Annotated in this window: 10 protein-coding genes; 3 read left to right on the top strand and 7 right to left on the bottom strand. The window is 59.4% G+C overall.

The features are described 5' to 3' along the window. Window positions 1–271: 271 nt before the first annotated feature. Genes ACQY47_RS23270 through ACQY47_RS23260 form a run of 3 tightly spaced genes read left to right on the top strand, consistent with a single transcriptional unit; the run spans window position 272 to window position 5,530 of the window. Complete coding sequence (locus ACQY47_RS23270) at window positions 272–2,197, top strand: IucA/IucC family protein (protein ID WP_428552270.1); 1,926 nt, start codon at window positions 272–274, stop codon at window positions 2,195–2,197. Further along, the gene (locus ACQY47_RS23265) at window positions 2,187–3,413 is read left to right on the top strand and encodes an MFS transporter (protein ID WP_428552267.1); all 1,227 of its coding nucleotides are present in this window, start codon (window positions 2,187–2,189) and stop codon (window positions 3,411–3,413) included. Before ACQY47_RS23270 ends, ACQY47_RS23265 begins: the two co-directional genes overlap by 11 nt. Beyond that, the gene (locus tag ACQY47_RS23260; RefSeq protein ID WP_138448996.1) at window positions 3,410–5,530 is read left to right on the top strand and encodes a TonB-dependent receptor; all 2,121 of its coding nucleotides are present in this window, start codon (window positions 3,410–3,412) and stop codon (window positions 5,528–5,530) included. Before ACQY47_RS23265 ends, ACQY47_RS23260 begins: the two co-directional genes overlap by 4 nt. 67 nt (window positions 5,531–5,597) lie before the next feature. Here the strand turns inward: ACQY47_RS23260 and ACQY47_RS23255 are convergent, their stop codons facing one another. The 7 genes from ACQY47_RS23255 to ACQY47_RS23225 all read right to left on the bottom strand — a co-directional run bounded on the left by ACQY47_RS23255 (window position 5,598) and on the right by ACQY47_RS23225 (window position 18,530). After that, entirely contained in the window at window positions 5,598–6,143 is a 546-nt protein-coding gene (locus ACQY47_RS23255) for a DUF2058 domain-containing protein (protein ID WP_017134874.1), read from the bottom strand. A 25-nt stretch (window positions 6,144–6,168) separates the two neighbouring features. After that, window positions 6,169–7,002, bottom strand: coding sequence for a nucleoside triphosphate pyrophosphohydrolase (gene mazG / locus ACQY47_RS23250; protein WP_017134873.1), 834 nt, complete (start codon window positions 7,000–7,002; stop codon window positions 6,169–6,171). A 161-nt stretch (window positions 7,003–7,163) separates the two neighbouring features. After that, window positions 7,164–9,407 carry a GTP diphosphokinase gene (gene relA / locus ACQY47_RS23245; RefSeq protein WP_017134872.1) on the bottom strand — a complete coding sequence of 748 codons (2,244 nt, stop codon included), beginning with the start codon at window positions 9,405–9,407 and terminating at the stop codon, window positions 7,164–7,166. Window positions 9,408–9,559: 152 nt separating this feature from the next. Next, on the bottom strand, window positions 9,560–10,912 hold the full coding sequence (rlmD, locus tag ACQY47_RS23240; RefSeq protein ID WP_428552262.1) for a 23S rRNA (uracil(1939)-C(5))-methyltransferase RlmD: 1,353 nt from the start codon (window positions 10,910–10,912) through the stop codon (window positions 9,560–9,562). Then, window positions 10,912–11,814, bottom strand: a complete 903-nt coding sequence (gene cysM / locus ACQY47_RS23235) for a cysteine synthase CysM (RefSeq protein WP_017134870.1) — start codon at window positions 11,812–11,814, stop codon at window positions 10,912–10,914. Before cysM ends, rlmD begins: the two co-directional genes overlap by 1 nt. Before the next feature lie 105 nt (window positions 11,815–11,919). Next, window positions 11,920–17,760, bottom strand: a complete 5,841-nt coding sequence (locus ACQY47_RS23230) for an NEL-type E3 ubiquitin ligase domain-containing protein (protein ID WP_428552258.1) — start codon at window positions 17,758–17,760, stop codon at window positions 11,920–11,922. Between the two features lie 170 nt (window positions 17,761–17,930). After that, window positions 17,931–18,530 carry a tRNA-uridine aminocarboxypropyltransferase gene (locus ACQY47_RS23225; RefSeq protein ID WP_428552255.1) on the bottom strand — a complete coding sequence of 200 codons (600 nt, stop codon included), beginning with the start codon at window positions 18,528–18,530 and terminating at the stop codon, window positions 17,931–17,933. Window positions 18,531–18,533: the final 3 nt, after the last annotated feature.

Genomic DNA, 18,533 nt, shown 5'->3' with positions numbered 1-18,533 from the left:
TTCTGCCACGACCGCATGAAAGCAGATACACCCTACAGAACCTCAGGCTCCGTACTACAAGTCACCTCAAAGACACTGAACCAGCCTGGCTTAGCCCTTCAACCCTGATTCCAGACCTGCATGGTCGCTCTCTCCGGCTTCGAACCGCCCTCCTTTCGCCCCTGAATAATCGTTTCCGCAAAAAGCGTAACAACAAATAGACATTTGGTAATGATTCTCGATAGTATCCGTTCGCTTTTCACTCAGCCCTACGGATAAGGAGTTCGATTTGATGCACGGACAGGTCGCCACACCGGAAAAACTACTGCTGGAACGCTGGGGTGAAGCACTCTCCACTCGCCAATTCCTGGCTAAGCACGTCACGCTTGATGCCCTGATCGACACCCTCGCACCTGCCGCCGAACGCAGCTTCCAGCGCCTGATCCAAGCCCTGTTCCGTGAAGGCCTGCTCAACCCCACCACACGCACTTATGACGAACACAATCGCTGCTGGCTGGAGCTACCCGACCACACCCGCCTATGTTTTGATCACCTGCGCCCAGGCCGCATGGCCAGCTGGGATTTGCGCGGCACGGTGAGTGTCCTGCGCGCTGGCCAGCCCGAACAGAAAATCCGATTCCCCTCGCAGTTGCTGACATTACTCAACAGCAGCCTCGAATCATCTGCCGCCCCAGACGTCTTGAGCCGCCTCAACCGGGAGATAGACGACAGCTTTATCAACGATACGCTGTGCCTCGCCTTCCACGAGCAGTGGACCCTCGAGCTGCACGCCGCAATGGCCCCCGCGCATCAAAACAATTTGCTCAGCTACCTCAAGAACAACCCAAGCGTTTCCAACCCGACATCAGTACTCGAGCAGTGGGGCACCTTGGGCCATCCATGGCACCCCAACTACAAGACAAAGCTGGGCCTGGGAACAGAGCAGGTTATTGAATTCTCGCCGGAGTTCGAGGCGCGCTTTCCGGTATTACTCTGCGCGCTGCACCGCCAGTTCGCCCATGTCGAAAGCCTGGCCGGTACTGCAGATTACTGGCAGTGGTGGCAAAACCACTTCCCGCAGGCCGCCCGCCAACTGACAGCGTACTTAAGCGCTCAAGGCCTTGAGGCTGGCGACTACCTGCCGATGCCCGCTCACCCTTGGCAAGCTCGCCAAGAGCTGCCGCAACTGTTCGCCAATGAAATCGGTGACAGGCTGCTGGTGCTGACCGACATCGTCGCGTTCACCGCCCACCCCACCATGTCATTCAGGACCGTGTTGCCTGAAGGCCGGTACGACGCGCCAATGGTTAAACTTCCCGTGTCGCTGCGCTTGACCAGTGTGCAGCGCACAGTGTCGCCACGCTCCGCGCGCATGGGGCCACGGATCAGCCATTTACTGCAAACCATCCTGGCACGCGAGCCACACATTCAAAAAATCCTGAGCATCGTGCCCGAACGACTCGGCGTGCATTTCCAACCACAACCTGCCAATGACGAGCACTCCCGGCACCTGGCCGTCCTGTACCGTGACAACCCGCAGAGCCTGCTCGAACCGGGCGAAATGGCCATTCCGGTAGGCAGCCTGTTTGCCATTGATCAGCATGGGCACCCCTTGCTCAAGCAGTGGGTACGCCTGAGCAAAGGCGCTGATGACGCGCAGGCCATGCAGGCGTTTTTTAAAGACTATGCATCGATTGCAGTGCCGGCACTGCTGGGCATGTACTTGCGTTATGGCGTGGCCTTCGAGGCCCATCAGCAGAACTCCTTTATGGTCATGGGCACAAACGGGCAAGCAAACCGCCTGTTGCTGCGTGATTTCGGTGATATCCGCATCGACCGCAAGACCTTGCATGCCCATGGCCTCGACATCGAACTGCACGACCCGAAGATGACCTTGTACGACGATGCCGGCTTCGTGCGCGACAAGTTGCTGCACACCGTGTTCATGTGCCACTTGGGCGAACTGGTATTGCTCAGTGCGCGCCATTTCGATATTCCGGAGGGGCTGCTGTGGGACGAGCTGTCAGCCCAGGTCCGCGAGTGTTTCGATGATTTGCGCAGCCAGGTCGAACCCCAACGTTGGCAGACCGAACGTGCCGCGCTGCTGGAGCAGGACTGGCCAGCCAAGTCGTTTATGCGCATGCGCCTGATGGAAAGCCACGCCGATATCGTCGGACGCCTGCCGAACCCGCTGAGCACTGCCGCCAATGTCGGCTAACAACACTGCATTGCGCCTGTTGGTGGTGATTCAGTTGGTGTCGATGGGCGCCATGGAGATGAGCGGCCCCTTCTGGCCGTTGCAGATCCAGAAACTGCTGGGCGTTGCCAACGCCCAGTACACCGGCCTGCTGTCATCGCTGGTGTATGCCGGGCCGATGATGGCGGCGATGATCCTCACGCCAATGTGGGGGCGCCTGGGTGATCGTACCGGCCACAAGCCGATGATCATTCGCGCGCTGCTGGCCCTGGCGGTATGCCAGGCGCTGGCCGCTGTCACCACCGACCCGTGGCTGCTGGTGGTCATCCGCGTGGCGCAAGGCGCGCTGGCAGGTTTTATTGCAGCGGCCCAAGCCTATGCGCTGGCGTACTGCGCCGAAGGTGGGCGCGGGCACATTCTGGCGCGGCTGCAATCGGCCACCGCCGTGGGCTCGCTGGCCGGGCCGGTGCTGGGTGGCTGGCTGATGGATATTTCCGGTTTCGCGTTGCTGTGCTACAGCGCCACGGCGGTCTGCCTGCTGTGCGCGCTGATCAGCCTGTTTCTACCCAGCGATGCGCCGCGCTCAAGACCGGTACGCGCCTCAACGCCTACGGCACTGCCCAAAGGCTGGCTCGGCGCAATGCTCGCCATCATCGTGCTGATCCAGGCCGCCAAGATGATGCCCCAACCGTTTTATGCCCTGTACGTCGCCGATGTTCTGCACGCCCCTGCCTGGCTGATCGGCGCCAGCTACGCCGCCAGCGCACTGACGCTCGCGCTGTCCGCGCCGCTGTGGGGCCGCCTGTTTGACCGACACCCCGCGGCGCAAACATTACGCATCATCGAATGGGTCACGTGGTTTTGCGCCTTGACGCTGGCCTTCACGGCGATGGCCGGTGAATGGCTGGGGTTCCTCGCCAGCCGGCTGCTGTGGGGCATGTGGCAAGGCGCGCTGCTGCCGGTCGCCTACACGTTGATCGCCAACACCGTTGCACCCAGCCAGCAGGGGTTTGCCTTGGGCCTGGGCAATAGCGCCGCAAAAGGTGGCGCGTTGTGCGGTGCGCTGTTGGGAGGCGTCGGCATGGCAATGGTGGGCTTGGCGCACAGCTTTTGGCTGGTGGCACTGACCTATGCCTTGGCGGCCCTGGGTATCCGCGCCATCCGTTCGTTCACCCGAACACCTGAGACTACCGATTTTTCTGTCAATACTTCTAATAACTCAAAGGCAAGATCATGAACAAATCACAATGGGCCGTCCTGCTGCCCCTGCTCGGTTCGATAAGCGCGCCTGTCTGGGCCGATCAACCTGAAGACGCGCCAGCAGCGGCTACCAACCTGCAATTGCAGGCGACGGTCGTTTCGGCCACTCGCAGTGAAACCAGCATTGCCGCGATCCCAGGCTCGGTGCAGGTCATCGACGAAGCACAGATCCGCCAGCAGACAGCAGCAGGACGCCGGGTTGCCGATATCCTCGGGCAACTGGTCCCGGGCATAGCACCCTCCAGCGGTGGCATGAGCAACTTCGGCCAAACGCTGCGCGGGCGCAACACGCTGATTCTGATTGATGGCGTGTCCCAGAACGCCACGCGTGACAACTTCCGCCAGCTCAACAGCGTGGCACCGGAAAGCATCGAGCGCATCGAAGTGATATCCGGCGCCAGCAGCGTCTACGGCGCCGGCGCCTCAGGCGGCATCATCAACATCATTACCAAGCGCAACAAAGGCGAAGACCTGGCCTTCAGCAGCAAGATCGGCATGACCGCCGGTAACAATTTCAGCCACAAGGGGTTTTCCTACGAAGCCTTCCAAAGTGCCACCGGCCGCAAAGGCCCGGTGGACTGGTACGTGTCGGGCAATACGGTGCAACGCAACGACCAGTTCGACGGTAACGGCAAACGCATTCCCCAGGACACGTCCCAGGGCAGCAACATGGACACCGACACCTACGACCTGCAAGGTCGCTTCGGCTACGAGCTGGATGACGACAAGAAGATCAGCCTGTCGCTGCAAGACTATAAAGATGAACAGGACACCCGCTACACCAAGAACCCACGCATCACCAGCACTGCCGTCGCGGTAAAAGGCCTGGACCTGGATGACCAACCCTTCACCCACAACCAGGCGGTCAACCTCAATTACGCCGACAAGGACTTCTACGGCCAGGGCTTGCAGGTCGAAAGTTACTGGCGGCGTGCCGATGCACTGTTCTTCCCGGACCTGTCTCGCGGTCGTGCCGGGGTGTCCGACAACAACAGTGTGCAAGACGTCTATGGTGTGCGGGCAGCGATTGATACACAAATGCCGGACATCGGCTCGGCGACCGGTAACCTGGTCTGGGGCGCCGACTATGACCATGAAACCTCGCGCCAACGCGGCGACCAATACCGGGTCAACGGCCTGAGCTATACCAAGACCGGCACCACCTTTGAGATGGGCCCGGACATCGCAACCGCCACCAAAGCCATTTTTGGCCAGCTGTCCTACGATATCGATGACTGGACCTTACGTGGCGGCATCCGTCGTGAGTGGATCGAAAGCGAAGTGTCCGACAGCATTGCCTACGGCGAGATCGTGCAGACCGGCAACCGCGCCACACTGCCGGGCGGCACCCTCAAATACGATGACACGCTCTACAACCTGGGTGCGGTGTACCACCTGAATGAAAACCAGGATGTGTTCGTCAATTTCAGCCAGGGGTTTTCCCTGCCGGATATCCAGCGCTTCCTGCGGGACGTCAACAGCAAATACGACATCCAGGACTTGAACGCCCAAGCCCTCAAGGTCGACAGTTACGAGCTGGGCTGGCGTGGCAACTGGGACAAGTGGCTGGCCAATGTCACCGCGTATGAGAACACCTCGGACGTCACCCAGTTTTATGATGCCAATGACCGTGTGTTGCGCCTGATCAACCAGAAAGAGCGCGTGCGCGGCATCGAAACCAGCCTGACCTACAACGTCACCGATCAATGGTCGGTAGGCGGCACGTACGCCTACGCCAAAGGCGAGACCCAGCAAAACGGTAAATGGATCGACCTGCCCGCCACACGTATCTCGCCTGCCAAGACCACCGCCTTTGTCGGTTATGACCGTGGCGACTACAGCCTGCGCCTGCAAGGCATGCAACTGGCCGACTATGACGCCGCGGCCAAAGACAACAACGGCCGCGATATCAAAGGTTATACGCTGGTCGATCTGCTCGGTTCGGTCAGGTTGCCAGTCGGTCGCCTGGAAGGCGCGATCTACAACCTCAGTAACCGCAATTACCAGAACATGTTTGCCCAGGCCAACGCCCGTGCGCCGTATCCGAACGCTGAAGGGCGTACCTTCAGCGTGAGTTATGCAGTGGATTGGTGATCGGCTGAAGCTGCAGGTTAAAAACACAAACCCCGCCTTTTGAGCGGGGTTTGTTGTTTTTAACGCCTTACCACATCAGATCATCCGGGATCTGGTAGGCCGCGTATGGATCGTCCTCATCCGGCACCTGGCTTTCGGTGAGGATATTGAGCTGCACGATACGCTCTGGTGCGCGCTCCTGGATCTTCAGCGCCGCTTCACGCGGGATCACCTCGTAGCCGCCACCGTGGTGCACGATCGCCAGGGAGCCGTTGCTCAGTTTGTTGCGCATCAACGTGTTGACCGACAGGCGCTTGACCTTCTTGTCATCCACGAAGTTGTAGTAGTCCTCGGTAGTCAGCTTGGGCAGGCGCGAGGTTTCGATCAATTGTTTAACCTGGGCCGTGCGGGCCTTGGCCTCGGCTTTTTCCTGCTGCTGGCGGTTCAGTTCCTGGTCGCGCTTGACCTTTTCGGCATGCGCTTCGGCGGCCAGGCGCGCCTGGGTGTCATCAGCCTCGATCTGGCCTTTGTGGACCAGGCGCTGCTGCTTCTGTTTGTCTTTGCCGACCTGCTTGGCCTGCTTTTGGTTGACCAGACCTGCTTTGAGCAACTGGTCGCGAAGGGAAAGGCTCATGGTGCTTACTCACTTAGGCAACTGCTCAACCGCAGCTGGACACATTCTTTTCCTGGCGTTTGGCTTCGCCCCACAGGGCGTCCAACTCTTCGAGGGTGCAATCTTCTATGGGTTTGTGCGTATCGCGCAATGCCTGTTCGATAAATCGGAAACGTCGTTCGAACTTGGCGTTGGCGCCACGCAGCGCGGTTTCCGGGTCGACCTTGAGGTGACGGGCCAGGTTGACCGCCGCAAACAACAGGTCACCGACCTCATCGGCGATGGCCACCGAATCGTTATCAGCCATGGCTTCGAGCACTTCATCCAGCTCTTCACGCACGTTGTCGACCACCGGCAAGGCAGCCGGCCAGTCGAAACCTACCTGGCTGGCGCGCTTTTGCAATTTGGCGGCGCGGGATAACGCGGGCAAGGCCGCAGGTACGTCATCGAGCAGGGACAATTGCTCGGGTGCGTCGGATTTTTCTGCGCGCTCCTCAGCCTTGATCTGCTCCCAGCGTTCTTTAACCTGCTCTTCGCTTAACTGGGGAATATCCAACGGCGCGTACAAATCACCCGTCGGGAATACGTGCGGATGGCGACGAACCAGCTTGCGCGTAATGCTGTCGATTACCCCGGCAAATTCAAAGCGCCCTTCTTCCCGCGCCAGCTGGCTGTAATACACCACCTGGAACAACAGGTCGCCCAACTCGCCTTGCAGATGATCGAAGTCGCCGCGCTCGATGGCATCGGCAACCTCGTAGGCTTCTTCAAGGGTGTGCGGCACGATGGTCGCGTAGGTTTGCTTGATGTCCCACGGGCACCCGTATTGCGGGTCGCGCAGGCGATTCATCAGGTGCAGCAGGTCTTCAAGTGAATACATCGGTCAATCTCTGCCCATTGTCTGGAACCGCTGAAGATCTAATGTGGGAGCTGGCTTGCCTGCGATAGCCTCGACTCGGTCTATCAGACAGACCGAGTCGCCTGCATCGCGGGCAAGCCCGGCTCCCACAGAAAGCAGCCCACAGATATTTTCAGACCGCATCAAGGTGTGCGATTACGCCGCGTCTCGATGATGTTCGGCAACTGGGAAATCCGCCCCAGCAACCGCCCCAACGCGTCCAGCCCCGGGATCTCGATGGTCAGGGACATCAACGCGGTGTTGTCCTCTTTGTTCGAGCGGGTGTTGACCGCCAGCACGTTGATGCGCTCGTTGAGCAGCACTTGCGACACGTCACGCAGCAAACCGGAACGGTCGTAGGCACGGATGATGATGTCCACCGGGTAGGTGAGCACCGGCACCGGGCCCCAACTGACCTGGATGATGCGCTCGGGCTCGCGCCCGCCCAGTTGCAGCACCGAGGCGCAATCCTGGCGGTGAATGCTCACGCCACGCCCCTGGGTGATGTAGCCGACGATGGCATCGCCCGGCAATGGCTGGCAGCAGCCGGCCATTTGCGTCATCAGGTTGCCCACGCCCTGGATCTGGATATCACCGCGCTTGCCAGGCTTGTAGCCGGTGGCTTTGCGCGGAATCAGTTCCAACTGCTCGCTGCCGCGCTCCGGCTCGACCAGTTGCTGGGCCAGATTGACCAATTGCGCCAGGCGCAAGTCACCAGCACCGAGGGCTGCGAACATGTCTTCGGCGATCTTCATGTTGGCTTTTTCGGCCAATTTGTCGAAGTCCACCTGTGGCAGGCCCAGGCGCGCCAATTCGCGTTCAAGCAAGGTCTTGCCGGCCGCGACGTTCTGGTCGCGTGCCTGCAACTTGAACCAGTGAACGATCTTCGCCCGCGCCCGCGACGTGGTGATGTAGCCCAGGTTCGGGTTCAGCCAGTCGCGGCTCGGCGTGCCGTGCTTGCTGGTGATGATCTCGACCTGTTCACCGGTTTGCAGGCTGTAGTTGAGCGGCACGATGCGCCCGTTGATCTTGGCGCCCCGGCAGTTGTGGCCGATTTCGGTGTGCACGCGGTAGGCGAAGTCCAAAGGCGTGGCGCCCTTGGGCAGGTCGATGGCGTGGCCGTCGGGGGTGAAGATATAGACCCGGTCGGGCTCGATATCCACCCGCAGTTGCTCGGCCAGGCCGCCGATATCGCCCAGTTCTTCGTGCCATTCCAGCACTTGGCGCAGCCAGGAGATCTTCTCTTCGTACTGGTTGGACCCGGCCTTGACGTCGGTGCCCTTGTAGCGCCAGTGCGCACAAACTCCAAGCTCGGCCTCTTCGTGCATGGCGTGGGTGCGGATCTGCACTTCCAGCACCTTGCCCTCAGGGCCGATCACGGCGGTGTGCAGCGAGCGATAGCCGTTTTCCTTGGGGTTGGCGATGTAGTCGTCGAATTCCTTGGGGATGTGCCGCCACAAAGTGTGCACGATGCCCAGCGCGGTGTAGCAGTCGCGCATTTCCGGCACCAGTACGCGCACGGCGCGCACGTCGTAGATCTGGCTGAAGGCCAGGCCCTTGCGCTGCATTTTGCGCCAGATGGAATAGATGTGCTTGGCGCGGCCGCTGATGTCGGCGTCGACGCCGGTGGCCTGCAACTCGGAACGCAGCTGGCCCATCACGTCGGTGATAAAGCGCTCACGGTCAAGCCGCCGCTCGTGCAACAGCGTGGCAATTTGTTTGTATTGATCGGGTTCGAGGTAGCGGAAGGACAAATCCTCCAGCTCCCACTTGATATGGCCGATGCCCAGGCGGTGCGCCAGCGGCGCGTAGATGTCGAACACCTCGCGGGCCACGCGGTTGCGCTTTTCGTCGTCGGCGGTCTTGACCGCACGGATCGCGCAGGTACGTTCGGCCAGCTTGATCAGCGCGACGCGCACGTCGTCGACCATGGCCACCAGCATTTTGCGCAGGTTTTCGACCTGGCCCTGGGTGCCCAGCACCATGGACTGACGCGGGCTGAGGCTGGCGCTGATGGCGGCCATGCGCAGCACGCCGTCGATCAGCTTGGCCACCACCGCGCCGAAACGCTGGCTGACCGTCGGCAACGGGATATGCCCTTCACGCACGCCACGATAAAGCACGGCGGCGATCAGCGAATCCTGGTCCAGCTTGAGATCGGCGAGGATCTCGGCGATTTCCAACCCGGTGCGAAAGCTTGAAGTGCCTTCGGCCCACAGGTTCTTGGCCGCATTGTCTTGCTGTTCAGACTCACGAGCGAACTCGCAGGCTGCTTTCAAGGCTTCACGGTCCAGTGCCGGGTCGACACTGACGGCATGATCCAGCCATGCCTCGAGATTGATACTGCCGTCGGTGTTGATCGGCTGGTGTGCTCTCACCTGTACCATCTTGCTTACCTTCCCTACGACGCACCTTGGATGCGCCAAAAATCATCGCTGACCTGCTGCGTAACCCTAGCGGTGCAACCATTAGGCTAGGTAACACTCCCTGACAGGTCACGGCCCAGGAGACGACAGGCCAGTCGGATTAAACGGGCATCCTAGCCCGCTTCAAATAACGCCATGGCCTCGACATGCGCTGTTTGCGGAAACATGTCGAGGATCCCGGCACGTTTTAGCCGGTAGCCTTGCTTGACCAACTCAACCGTGTCCCGCGCCAGCGTGGCCGGGTTGCAGGACACATACACCAAGCGCTTGGCCCCCAGGGTGGCGAGCTTGCGCACAACCTCCAGGGCACCGTCACGGGGTGGGTCCAAGAGTACCGCAGAAAAGCCCTGTTTGGCCCACTCCGCGTCGGTCAAAGGCTGGGACAGATCGGCCTGAAAAAACTGCACATTATGCAAATTGTTGCTGACGGCGTTCTGCGCCGCCCGCTCGACCATGGCTTGCACGCCCTCTACCGCCACCACTTCGCGCACCTGTTTGGCCAGTGGCAGGGCAAAGTTGCCCAGCCCGCAAAACAGGTCCAGCACCCGTTCTTCGGCCTTTGGCGCCAACCACTCCAGGGCCTGGGCGACCATCGCATCGTTGACTCCGGCGTTGACCTGGACAAAATCTCCCGGACGGTAAGCCAGCTCCAGATCCCACGCCGCCAGTCTAAAACCAAGCGCCTGACCCGGCTCTACCGGCTCCGGCTGGCCCTCGCCATGCAGCCACAATTGGGCGTCATGGAAGGTGCAAAATTCTTTCAATACCTGCAGGTCCGCTTCGGACAGCGGCGCCATGTGCCGCAGCAACACGGCAATCGACGAACCACTGAACAACTCCACATGCCCCAACGCCTGTGGTTTGCTCAGGCGGCGCAGCATGTTCGGCAAACGCTGCATGATCGGTTGCAAGGCTTGTACCAGCACCGGGCAATCATCGATAGCGACGATATCCTGGCTGGCCACGGCGCGAAAACCCACCTCAAGCTGTTTGGCCTTGGCATCCCAGCGCACCGCCACACGGGCGCGGCGACGGTAGCCGAACTCCGGCCCGCTCAACGGTACCGCCCACTCTTGCGGTTCGACACCGGCCACACGGGTCAGTTGCTCGGCCAGCATGCGCTGTTTCAGGGCAAGTTGTTCGTCATGGGGCAGGTGCTGCACGCTGCAACCGCCACAGCGGCCGAAGTGCGCGCACGGTGCCGGGCGACGCAGCTCGCTGGCCTTGAACACACGCTCGGTACGCGCCTCGACGATTTTGCCGTGGGCGCCCAACACCCGCGCTTCGACTTCTTCGCCGGCCAGCGCGCCATTGACGAACCAGGTGCGACCTTCAAAGAACACAATGCCGCGGCCATCGTTAGCCAGGCGCTCGATGGTCAGGCGTTGCTTCTTGCCCACCGGAATCTGCGGGGCGCGGCTGCCGCCCGTCGGCTGAAAGCGCAGGCCTCTCTCGTGCTTGGCCATCAGTTGGGTTCGTCGAAGATGCCGGTCGACAAGTAGCGGTCGCCTCGGTCACAGATGATCGCGACGATCACCGCGTTTTCAACTTCTTTAGACAGACGCAACATACCGGCCACAGCGCCACCGGAGGACACGCCACAGAAGATGCCTTCTTCACGCGCCAGACGGCGGGTGGTGTCTTCGGCTTCACGTTGGGCCATGTCGATGATGCGGTCCACGCGCGTCGCGTTGTAGATCTTGGGCAGGTACTCTTCAGGCCAACGACGGATACCGGGAATGGCCGCGCCTTCCATCGGTTGCAGGCCGACGATCTGGATCGCCGGGTTCTGCTCCTTGAGGTAGCGAGAGTTACCCATGATGGTGCCGGTGGTGCCCATCGAGCTGACGAAATGGGTGATGCTGCCTTGGGTCTGGCGCCAGATTTCCGGGCCGGTGCTGGTGTAATGTGCCTCGGGGTTATCGCCGTTGGCGAACTGGTCGAGCACCACGCCACGGCCTTCGGCAGCCATGCGCTCGGCGAGGTCACGCGCGCCTTCCATGCCTTCTTCCTGGGTGACCAGGATGAGTTGGGCACCATAGGCGGTCATCGCCGCCTTGCGCTCGGCACTGCCGTTGTCGGGCATGATCAAGACCATCTTGTAACCCTTGATCGCCGCAGCCATGGCCAGGGCGATGCCGGTGTTACCCGAGGTGGCTTCGATCAGGGTGTCGCCCGGCTTGATCTGCCCACGCAGCTCGGCGCGGGTGATCATCGACAACGCCGGGCGGTCCTTGACGGAACCGGCCGGGTTGTTGCCTTCGAGCTTGAGCAGCAAGGTATTGCTGGTTTCACCCGCCATGCGTTGCAAGCGGACCAGGGGCGTGTTGCCGACGCAATCGGCGATTGTAGGGTACTGCAAGGTCATGGCGTATTCGCAATCCAGACTGCGGGGGCGAACATCATACCGGGAAAGGCCGGCGGGCCATATCACGCAAAGTGTGGTTCTTATTCCACTAAGATATAAACGTCATTACGTGCTACTGGCAAACCCCGTCCACGCCTGCTCAGTCAATTGGCGAACGAGGTTCGCCTGTGCCGTGACCATTGCCTCACCAATCCTGGCACTCTCGATGATGTATGCGTTTTCGCTCATTTCGCCACGCTGGGAGCGATCAAGCGCCTGCTCGAGGTCCTGGCTGAATTGACTGAGAGCCGAGTCGAACTCCGAGGGGTATTCGCGCCTCAAAAACGCCACCCAATGTTCCTCTTCCTTGAGCCGCTCAGGCCAGTTGATTTCGGTCTCCTCTCTGATAACACGATTGCGGTATGTATTTAACGACTGGGGGTCGATGTTCAGGGAGGATGGAGACAGGCTCGTCGTGAGCGGCATAGGCAGATCCAACGCCTTCGCCAAGGCAATCCGGCATGTGAGCAGGTAGGTACTTTGTTCGGCACTTGAGTGCAATGGATAATCAAGCCGAACCCAATATTCAATAGACTCGATCCGGCGACGTGCTCGGTAGCAGTTCAAAAAGTCCGCAGCCGAGGCTTGACTGCCAGGCGCCAGCATTTGCAATGGCAACACAGAAAGCTCCAGATCATTAAGACACAACAACCAGCCATCCGATTGCCCTTGCAGGTACCTGAATGGATCTTCACACAAGACCCGTTGGATCTGTGTGTCATGGGTTGCGCTGTCAATCAATCGCCAGACTCTACCGGTAATGTCCTCGCGCACCCCCCGATACGTTGCAGAGAACAACGGCGGATAAGAAGCCAATAGCCCCAACAATCCGAAAAAGTTCTCTGCGGTTTGCTGTGCGGCCATCAGATCCCAAAGTGCCCGCTGGCTTACACGTTGGTCTGCCGCAATCAACGCCAACCAGGGGTCAACGGAAACTAAAAGCGAAAGACTGCCATCCAGCACGCCGCTATGAACATTCTGGAAACCCGGCCTTTGGCGGTATTCGCGCAGTAGGTCCAATGTGGCCCCAGAAAGCTCGTTACCCTGCAGATCCATCGCAATATGCACGTTGAGCTCCGTGCCCAGCTGTGTTTCGGTCAGTGTATTGATTAAGTTATCGCGCAAATCAAACACTCGAAGCGCCTGCCGGGTCACCGCCCCCTTGGGCAACAGCTTGATACGTGTGCTTCTGAGCCTGAGCACTTTCAGCGCCTTCAGTTTATCTAAGTCCAGCTGTCTACCTTGCCCGAGAGGATTAAAGGAGAGATCCAGGCTGGTCAGGCGCTTCAAGGACGTCAACAGCAATTCATCCTGCAAATTCGGCCGAATGCGATTGTTCGACAAATTCAGCCGCCTTAGGTGTTTAAACTCTGTCAACCCTTCTGGTAAATGAACCAAAAGATTGTTTTCAACAGAAAGAACGCGAACAAACGGAAAACGCCATAGAAAACCTGAGGGTAACGTTTGTAATTGATTGTTCCTGAAGCTCAGCAACTCGACATGAAAGAAGCTCGCTTCAAGCTGAGGGAGATCATCCAGCGCCAGGTCGTCAAGGTTGAGCTCACTGGGCACTCCACGATTAGAGTCCTGCTTACTCCAACATCGTCGAATTCGCTCGGAGGCTTCAAGGCATGTCTTGAGCTTCACAGGGTTCGCCAGCAAGCACCACCGTTCAAGCCTAGCATTCAAGGTATCTCGCTCGCTGAAAAGGCCATTGATCAAGTCCTGCCGATCCTCGAAGAGATCACCTTCGTTGCGCAGAATCTCACTGGCCTGCGCATCGGTTTTGGTCGGATACAATTTCCGTAACGACGCCAATTGTCCGGGGTTTACATCACCTGCCCCACCGTCGCCGCTCAGCGGATACCCAATGCGTCCGTCACTCAATCGTCGTGGCGGGTTGAACCAGGGGAGCGGCTCTATGCCAAGTAGTTTTTCAATACCCAACTGCGTGATGTCCAGACGCAGCGCAATATTTTGCGTCAGCTCTTCAACGCCGGATGCATGGGTATAGCCTAACGCCTGGCGTTCAGTAACCGGCAGTGCACCGAGCAGCACCGACAGAAACCCACCGACGCTGCCGATCGGTTGACGCTCGCCATTACTTTGAGGGACGTACGCCTGATATTGACCGTCCATGACCTCCAGCACGCGCTTGAGTGGCGCGTCAGCGGGGCCAATGCTGTCAATCAGGCGCCCTCTTTCCGACACCTGCACGCGTAGATTCTTCGGCCATCCCTCGATGCCCGACACGGTATGCAAGATCAATTTAGCACTGTCTTGATTGCCCGCAGCGGGCAGATGCACGCCCTCCAAAGCCCTCACTTTGCGCAAATAATGCAGCCACCAACGTACCATCGGTGTCAGCGTCAAAGGCACACGAGCAGACTCCAGGCTGCTGCGTTCGGCAGGTGTAGCCTGGCTCACCAGGTCCTCGGCGATGACTGCGGTCAAGCTGGGAAAATCACGCTGCAGCACCCGAGCCAAAGGGTCGGACGATGGCTCGCTCTTATGACACAGGGCCTTGAAAAACAGCCGCTCCATCTGTGGCTTGTCGATGTTCAACTTTGTCTCAAGCACCGTGAGTTGATCGGTACGAGTCGCCCCCGTCGTCCCGACCAATGCGTCGGCAGCCTCAGCCCCGACTTCACCGAGCAGCTCATCGTAAAAGTCCCGCCCGACTTCCACACCCGATTTGACCCGCTGATGAATCGTGAAACGCTCAACCGTCTCACGCAGGATGGCAGGGGGGCGTTCGTTACGCACATGCACCCGGCGCAGGATAGCCGGCGTCACCCCGCTGATCTGCTGGATCTGCACAATGGCATCCGGCGTTAATTCACGCACCCAAGGCCCGAGACGCTGAAACGGTTTCTGCCCCTCCCAGGTCAGCGGGTTTTCCCATTCGTGGCGCCAGGCGCCGACACCATTGTGGGTCAACACCGGTGCATAAGCCTGCTTCAGGGACGGGTGTTGAATACGCCAGGGCTCAAGCCCTTGCTCCTGGACGACCTTGTAATACTCTCCCTCGATAAACAGGTAGTGATCGGTGCCCAGGCTGTAGAGGCCTAGCGCGTCAGGCGTGGGCACAATATTTGACGTCTCGACAACGCTGACGTATCGCCCGATCTCACGGCGTGACGGATAAAACCTGCCATCGGGCGTACGGTTGTCGAACAGGGTTCGGGCGACTGTGTGACGGAACTGAGAGGCGGCGTCCTGCGCGTCCCACCCCAACCGTAGCAGGTCGTATTCAGAGATCTGACTCACGACCGTTTGGTATAAATCATGGGTTTCGGTCGACCTTGGTTTGTGGCTTTGAGTGTCAAACACTGAGAACTGTCCGCGCCCGTGATCGATCACCACAATGGTTTTGTCCAGCGGACCTCGCGAAACATAAGGTACCGCTTGCGATTCAGGGCTGATGATCAGTACCTGGCCGGTCAGGTCGCGCAGTGCGCAGGCGGCAAACTCCGTGGCCCAATTCTGAGCTTTCTGACTAAAGCGCCGAGGATGGAGTACGCCGTCAACGATGACATCTGCGCGCGCCATCTGACGGGCAGAGCGCAGCGCGGTGTAAAGCGCTTCGGGTTGCAGTTGCGATTGCAGGAGTTGTGTCTGCTGATGTTCCGACAACGGATGTCGGCGTAGTACTTCCAGCAACCGCGCCCGGTTCAATCCGGGGTGCAATGTGTGTAACTGCTCAACCACGGGGTGCGGCGAGGTATCGCTGGCAACGCTGTCAGGCAGTAATCGAAGCACTGACGCGGGTGCGCCCGTGGCCATGGAGCGACTGGTATTACCATACGCCGTGAGCGCCTCAAACAGATCAATACGCAACGCAGCGGCTTGGTCAGCGAGTTGTTCGACCAACGTCGACCTGCCCGATAAAAAAACATCGGGTAGCAAGTCGACGATAGCCTGAGGCAAATGAACACTGATCCGGCGCGGCATTGAATAAGCGAACAAGCCGTCTTCCAACACGGTGACCGTAACCACTGCCGTGGTCTTGTGGTCCGCACGTTTGCTATAGCGCCGCACTTCCACGCCTTGCGGGTTAAGAAGGCTCAAGGATGTGTTCTTCGGCCAATCCTTATGCCGGGTGAGTAACGGTGCGAGAATATCAACGGCACCGACCGCCTCAGGACGGTTAGCGTCGGCCCCCTCGGCTGCCCAGTCGATCAACTTGTCAACGTTAAACCGATGCACCGCCTCGACCAGCGAGGCCGAGGGCGGTGCTCCATCCCAGACGTGCTCCAGGTCGGCTCGCGAGCTCTTGCTGAGGTTGACGATCCGCTCCAACGTTTGCGTGGGTACGTCAGTAGCGCCCATCATTTTTTCCACCAGTTGGCCGTCAGTCTGGCTCTTGCGCTCATCGGCCGTCATCGGTTTGCTTTGCTGGGTCAGCCGGTCGTACAGCGCTTGGTGTCGGCGCCTGACCGTCGGGGCCAACCGTGTGTGCAAGAACCTGCTACTGAGCAAGTCAGCAATATCCATCGCCACTTGCACCAAGTCTCCACGTTCATCCTTCTGCAGCCCCTGAAAAACTGTTTGCCCCATTGAAGCGAACATGGCGAACGCTCTCAACCGCCCCAGGCCTTTCAAAGGCCCTGGCGCCGGGATCAACAGCAGGTTGATGATTTCACCGAACAGCGTCTGGGAAAACTCAAGCAAGGTGGCCATGGCGCCCGGCGTTTCATGCGCCAATACCTTGAGGTTGGCTCGGCAACGCTCGATGTAAAAACGATAGAGGCTGACTGTCGGCGCGTTGTAAACGCTATCGCGCTTGTAGCCGATGTGGTTGACCTGGGTAAGCCTGCTTGCACGCCCGCACAACCGGTATAAGAACTGCGCAAATGCATTGAGCTCCTCCGGCCTGCTTTCTTTCGCCGGCCTGGCGTTCAAGCGCGCGTAGTCTGACAGCGACATGGACTGATACAACCACCCCATTTCCTTTCGCGCATAAAACGCCTTGAAGCCGACATAAAATTCGTCGGCAGCCTCCGAAAACTTGTCGTAGTGCTTGAGGGCACCGCCAGGCCGGTCGGGGAAATAGCTGAACGCGCCTTTGCATCCTTTGACCGAGAAAATCACATAAGGAATGCTCAGGTAGTCACCTCTTGGCAGGTCCGTGTATACGCCAAGCAGGCCATAGCGTTCGGTCCCATTGATATTGTTCGGGCCATAGGGAATGAACAGTTTCACTTCTTGAGTGACATCCCAAGGCGACTCGCCTGAAAACGCACCCACCACAGCGTGGTATTTTTCCCGATCAACCCGGCTCCGGTCGGTGGTCCTCAAGGCCTCTATCAACGCGAATTCAAGTTCTGCAGTTGCCAGCGCCAACACCTGCGCCCCCAATAGCGTGGAGTTCTGCAGCGCGCTGTCCAGGCGCGTGCGCAATTGGGTGCCAAGATTGAGTTCGCGCACCAGCTCGATGAAATCCGCCGCGCTGATTCCGACATTCGAATCCAGATAGCTGGCCTCCTTCAGGCTGACATGCCCCGGAAAGCCCCACCCCGACAAACCGCTGTAGTTCATGCAGGCGGCCTCCCACAGGGTGACGCTGGACAGGCCCTCGCTGTCCACGCGGTCATCTATCGCGCGTGGAACTCGCAGGGTTGGGTTGTTTGGCGTCGATGTATCAGCCGGTTTCACATAGCGGGTATGGATACGCGCAACCTTGGGATCAACCTCTTTGCCGGCCAGTGCTTTCAGCCTTGCAGTCAGGCTCGCCAACAAGGTGGTTTCAAGGTCCGCGCCGAGTTGCTTGATAGCCGCTTCGAATGTGGTTTGTGCGCTGACGTAGGCCTTTTGCAAACGTATGTAGTCTTGCTGCTCTTGCTCATCAAGGCTGCCGAAAAAGCGCTCAAGTGTCTTGCGCAAAGGTAACAAGACGCGTGTCATGGACCACTCTGCGCCAGTCATCAACGGCCCTTGGGCTTGTTGTTCCTGGATATACGCAGACAACGTATCCATGGGTCGAAGTGGGAGTGTCTCTTCAGGCTCTGTCATTTTTCCCTCAAAGGGTGTGATAAATGACGAGCCTAATCAGCGGCGCTTACGCCAGGCAGTAGCTATGTAACCTCTACGTGATTACGCTGGTAGACCGCCTCGCCCATGGCGGCAATCTGGCCTTCGATCAACGCATCGAAAGGCTTGAGCAACGCGTCAAATGAATCCGGGGCTTCGAGTACCTGCAACGCTTGCACGATTGCTTCCACCGTCGACAAAGCGCCCGGGCCGGGTGCCTTGCGTAACCGATAACGCGACACGCGCTCGCCCGCCAGGGCCGCGCGCGGCAAAGCCGCCAACAGCGGGTTGAGGTGCAGCAGCTTGCGCGCCTTGCGCCAAGTGCCATCGGGCACCACCAGCAACAGCGGTTGATCGCTCGGCGTATAGGTTTGCAACGGCTCAGCATCGTCCGCCGGGAACAGCAGGCGTGCCTGATAACCCGGCGGGCTCAACAGCGTGGCCAGGTCGTCAAACACCTCGCCCACCACCAACTGCGCATTGTTCAAGCCCAGTGCCGCCAAGCGCGCGGTATTGAGCGCGTGATTGACCTCACTCGGGTGCTGCAACAGCAAGATGCGGGTGCGGCTGTCGAGGCTGGGGATCAGCGCGCACAGACAGTGGGTAACGGGCCTGAGGCAGCGAGGGCATTGGGGTCTGGACATGGT

The sequence above is a fragment of the Pseudomonas edaphica genome, assembly GCF_965277385.1.
Lineage (GTDB): Bacteria > Pseudomonadota > Gammaproteobacteria > Pseudomonadales > Pseudomonadaceae > Aquipseudomonas > Aquipseudomonas edaphica.
This window is presented reverse-complemented; position numbering and strand designations above follow the sequence as displayed.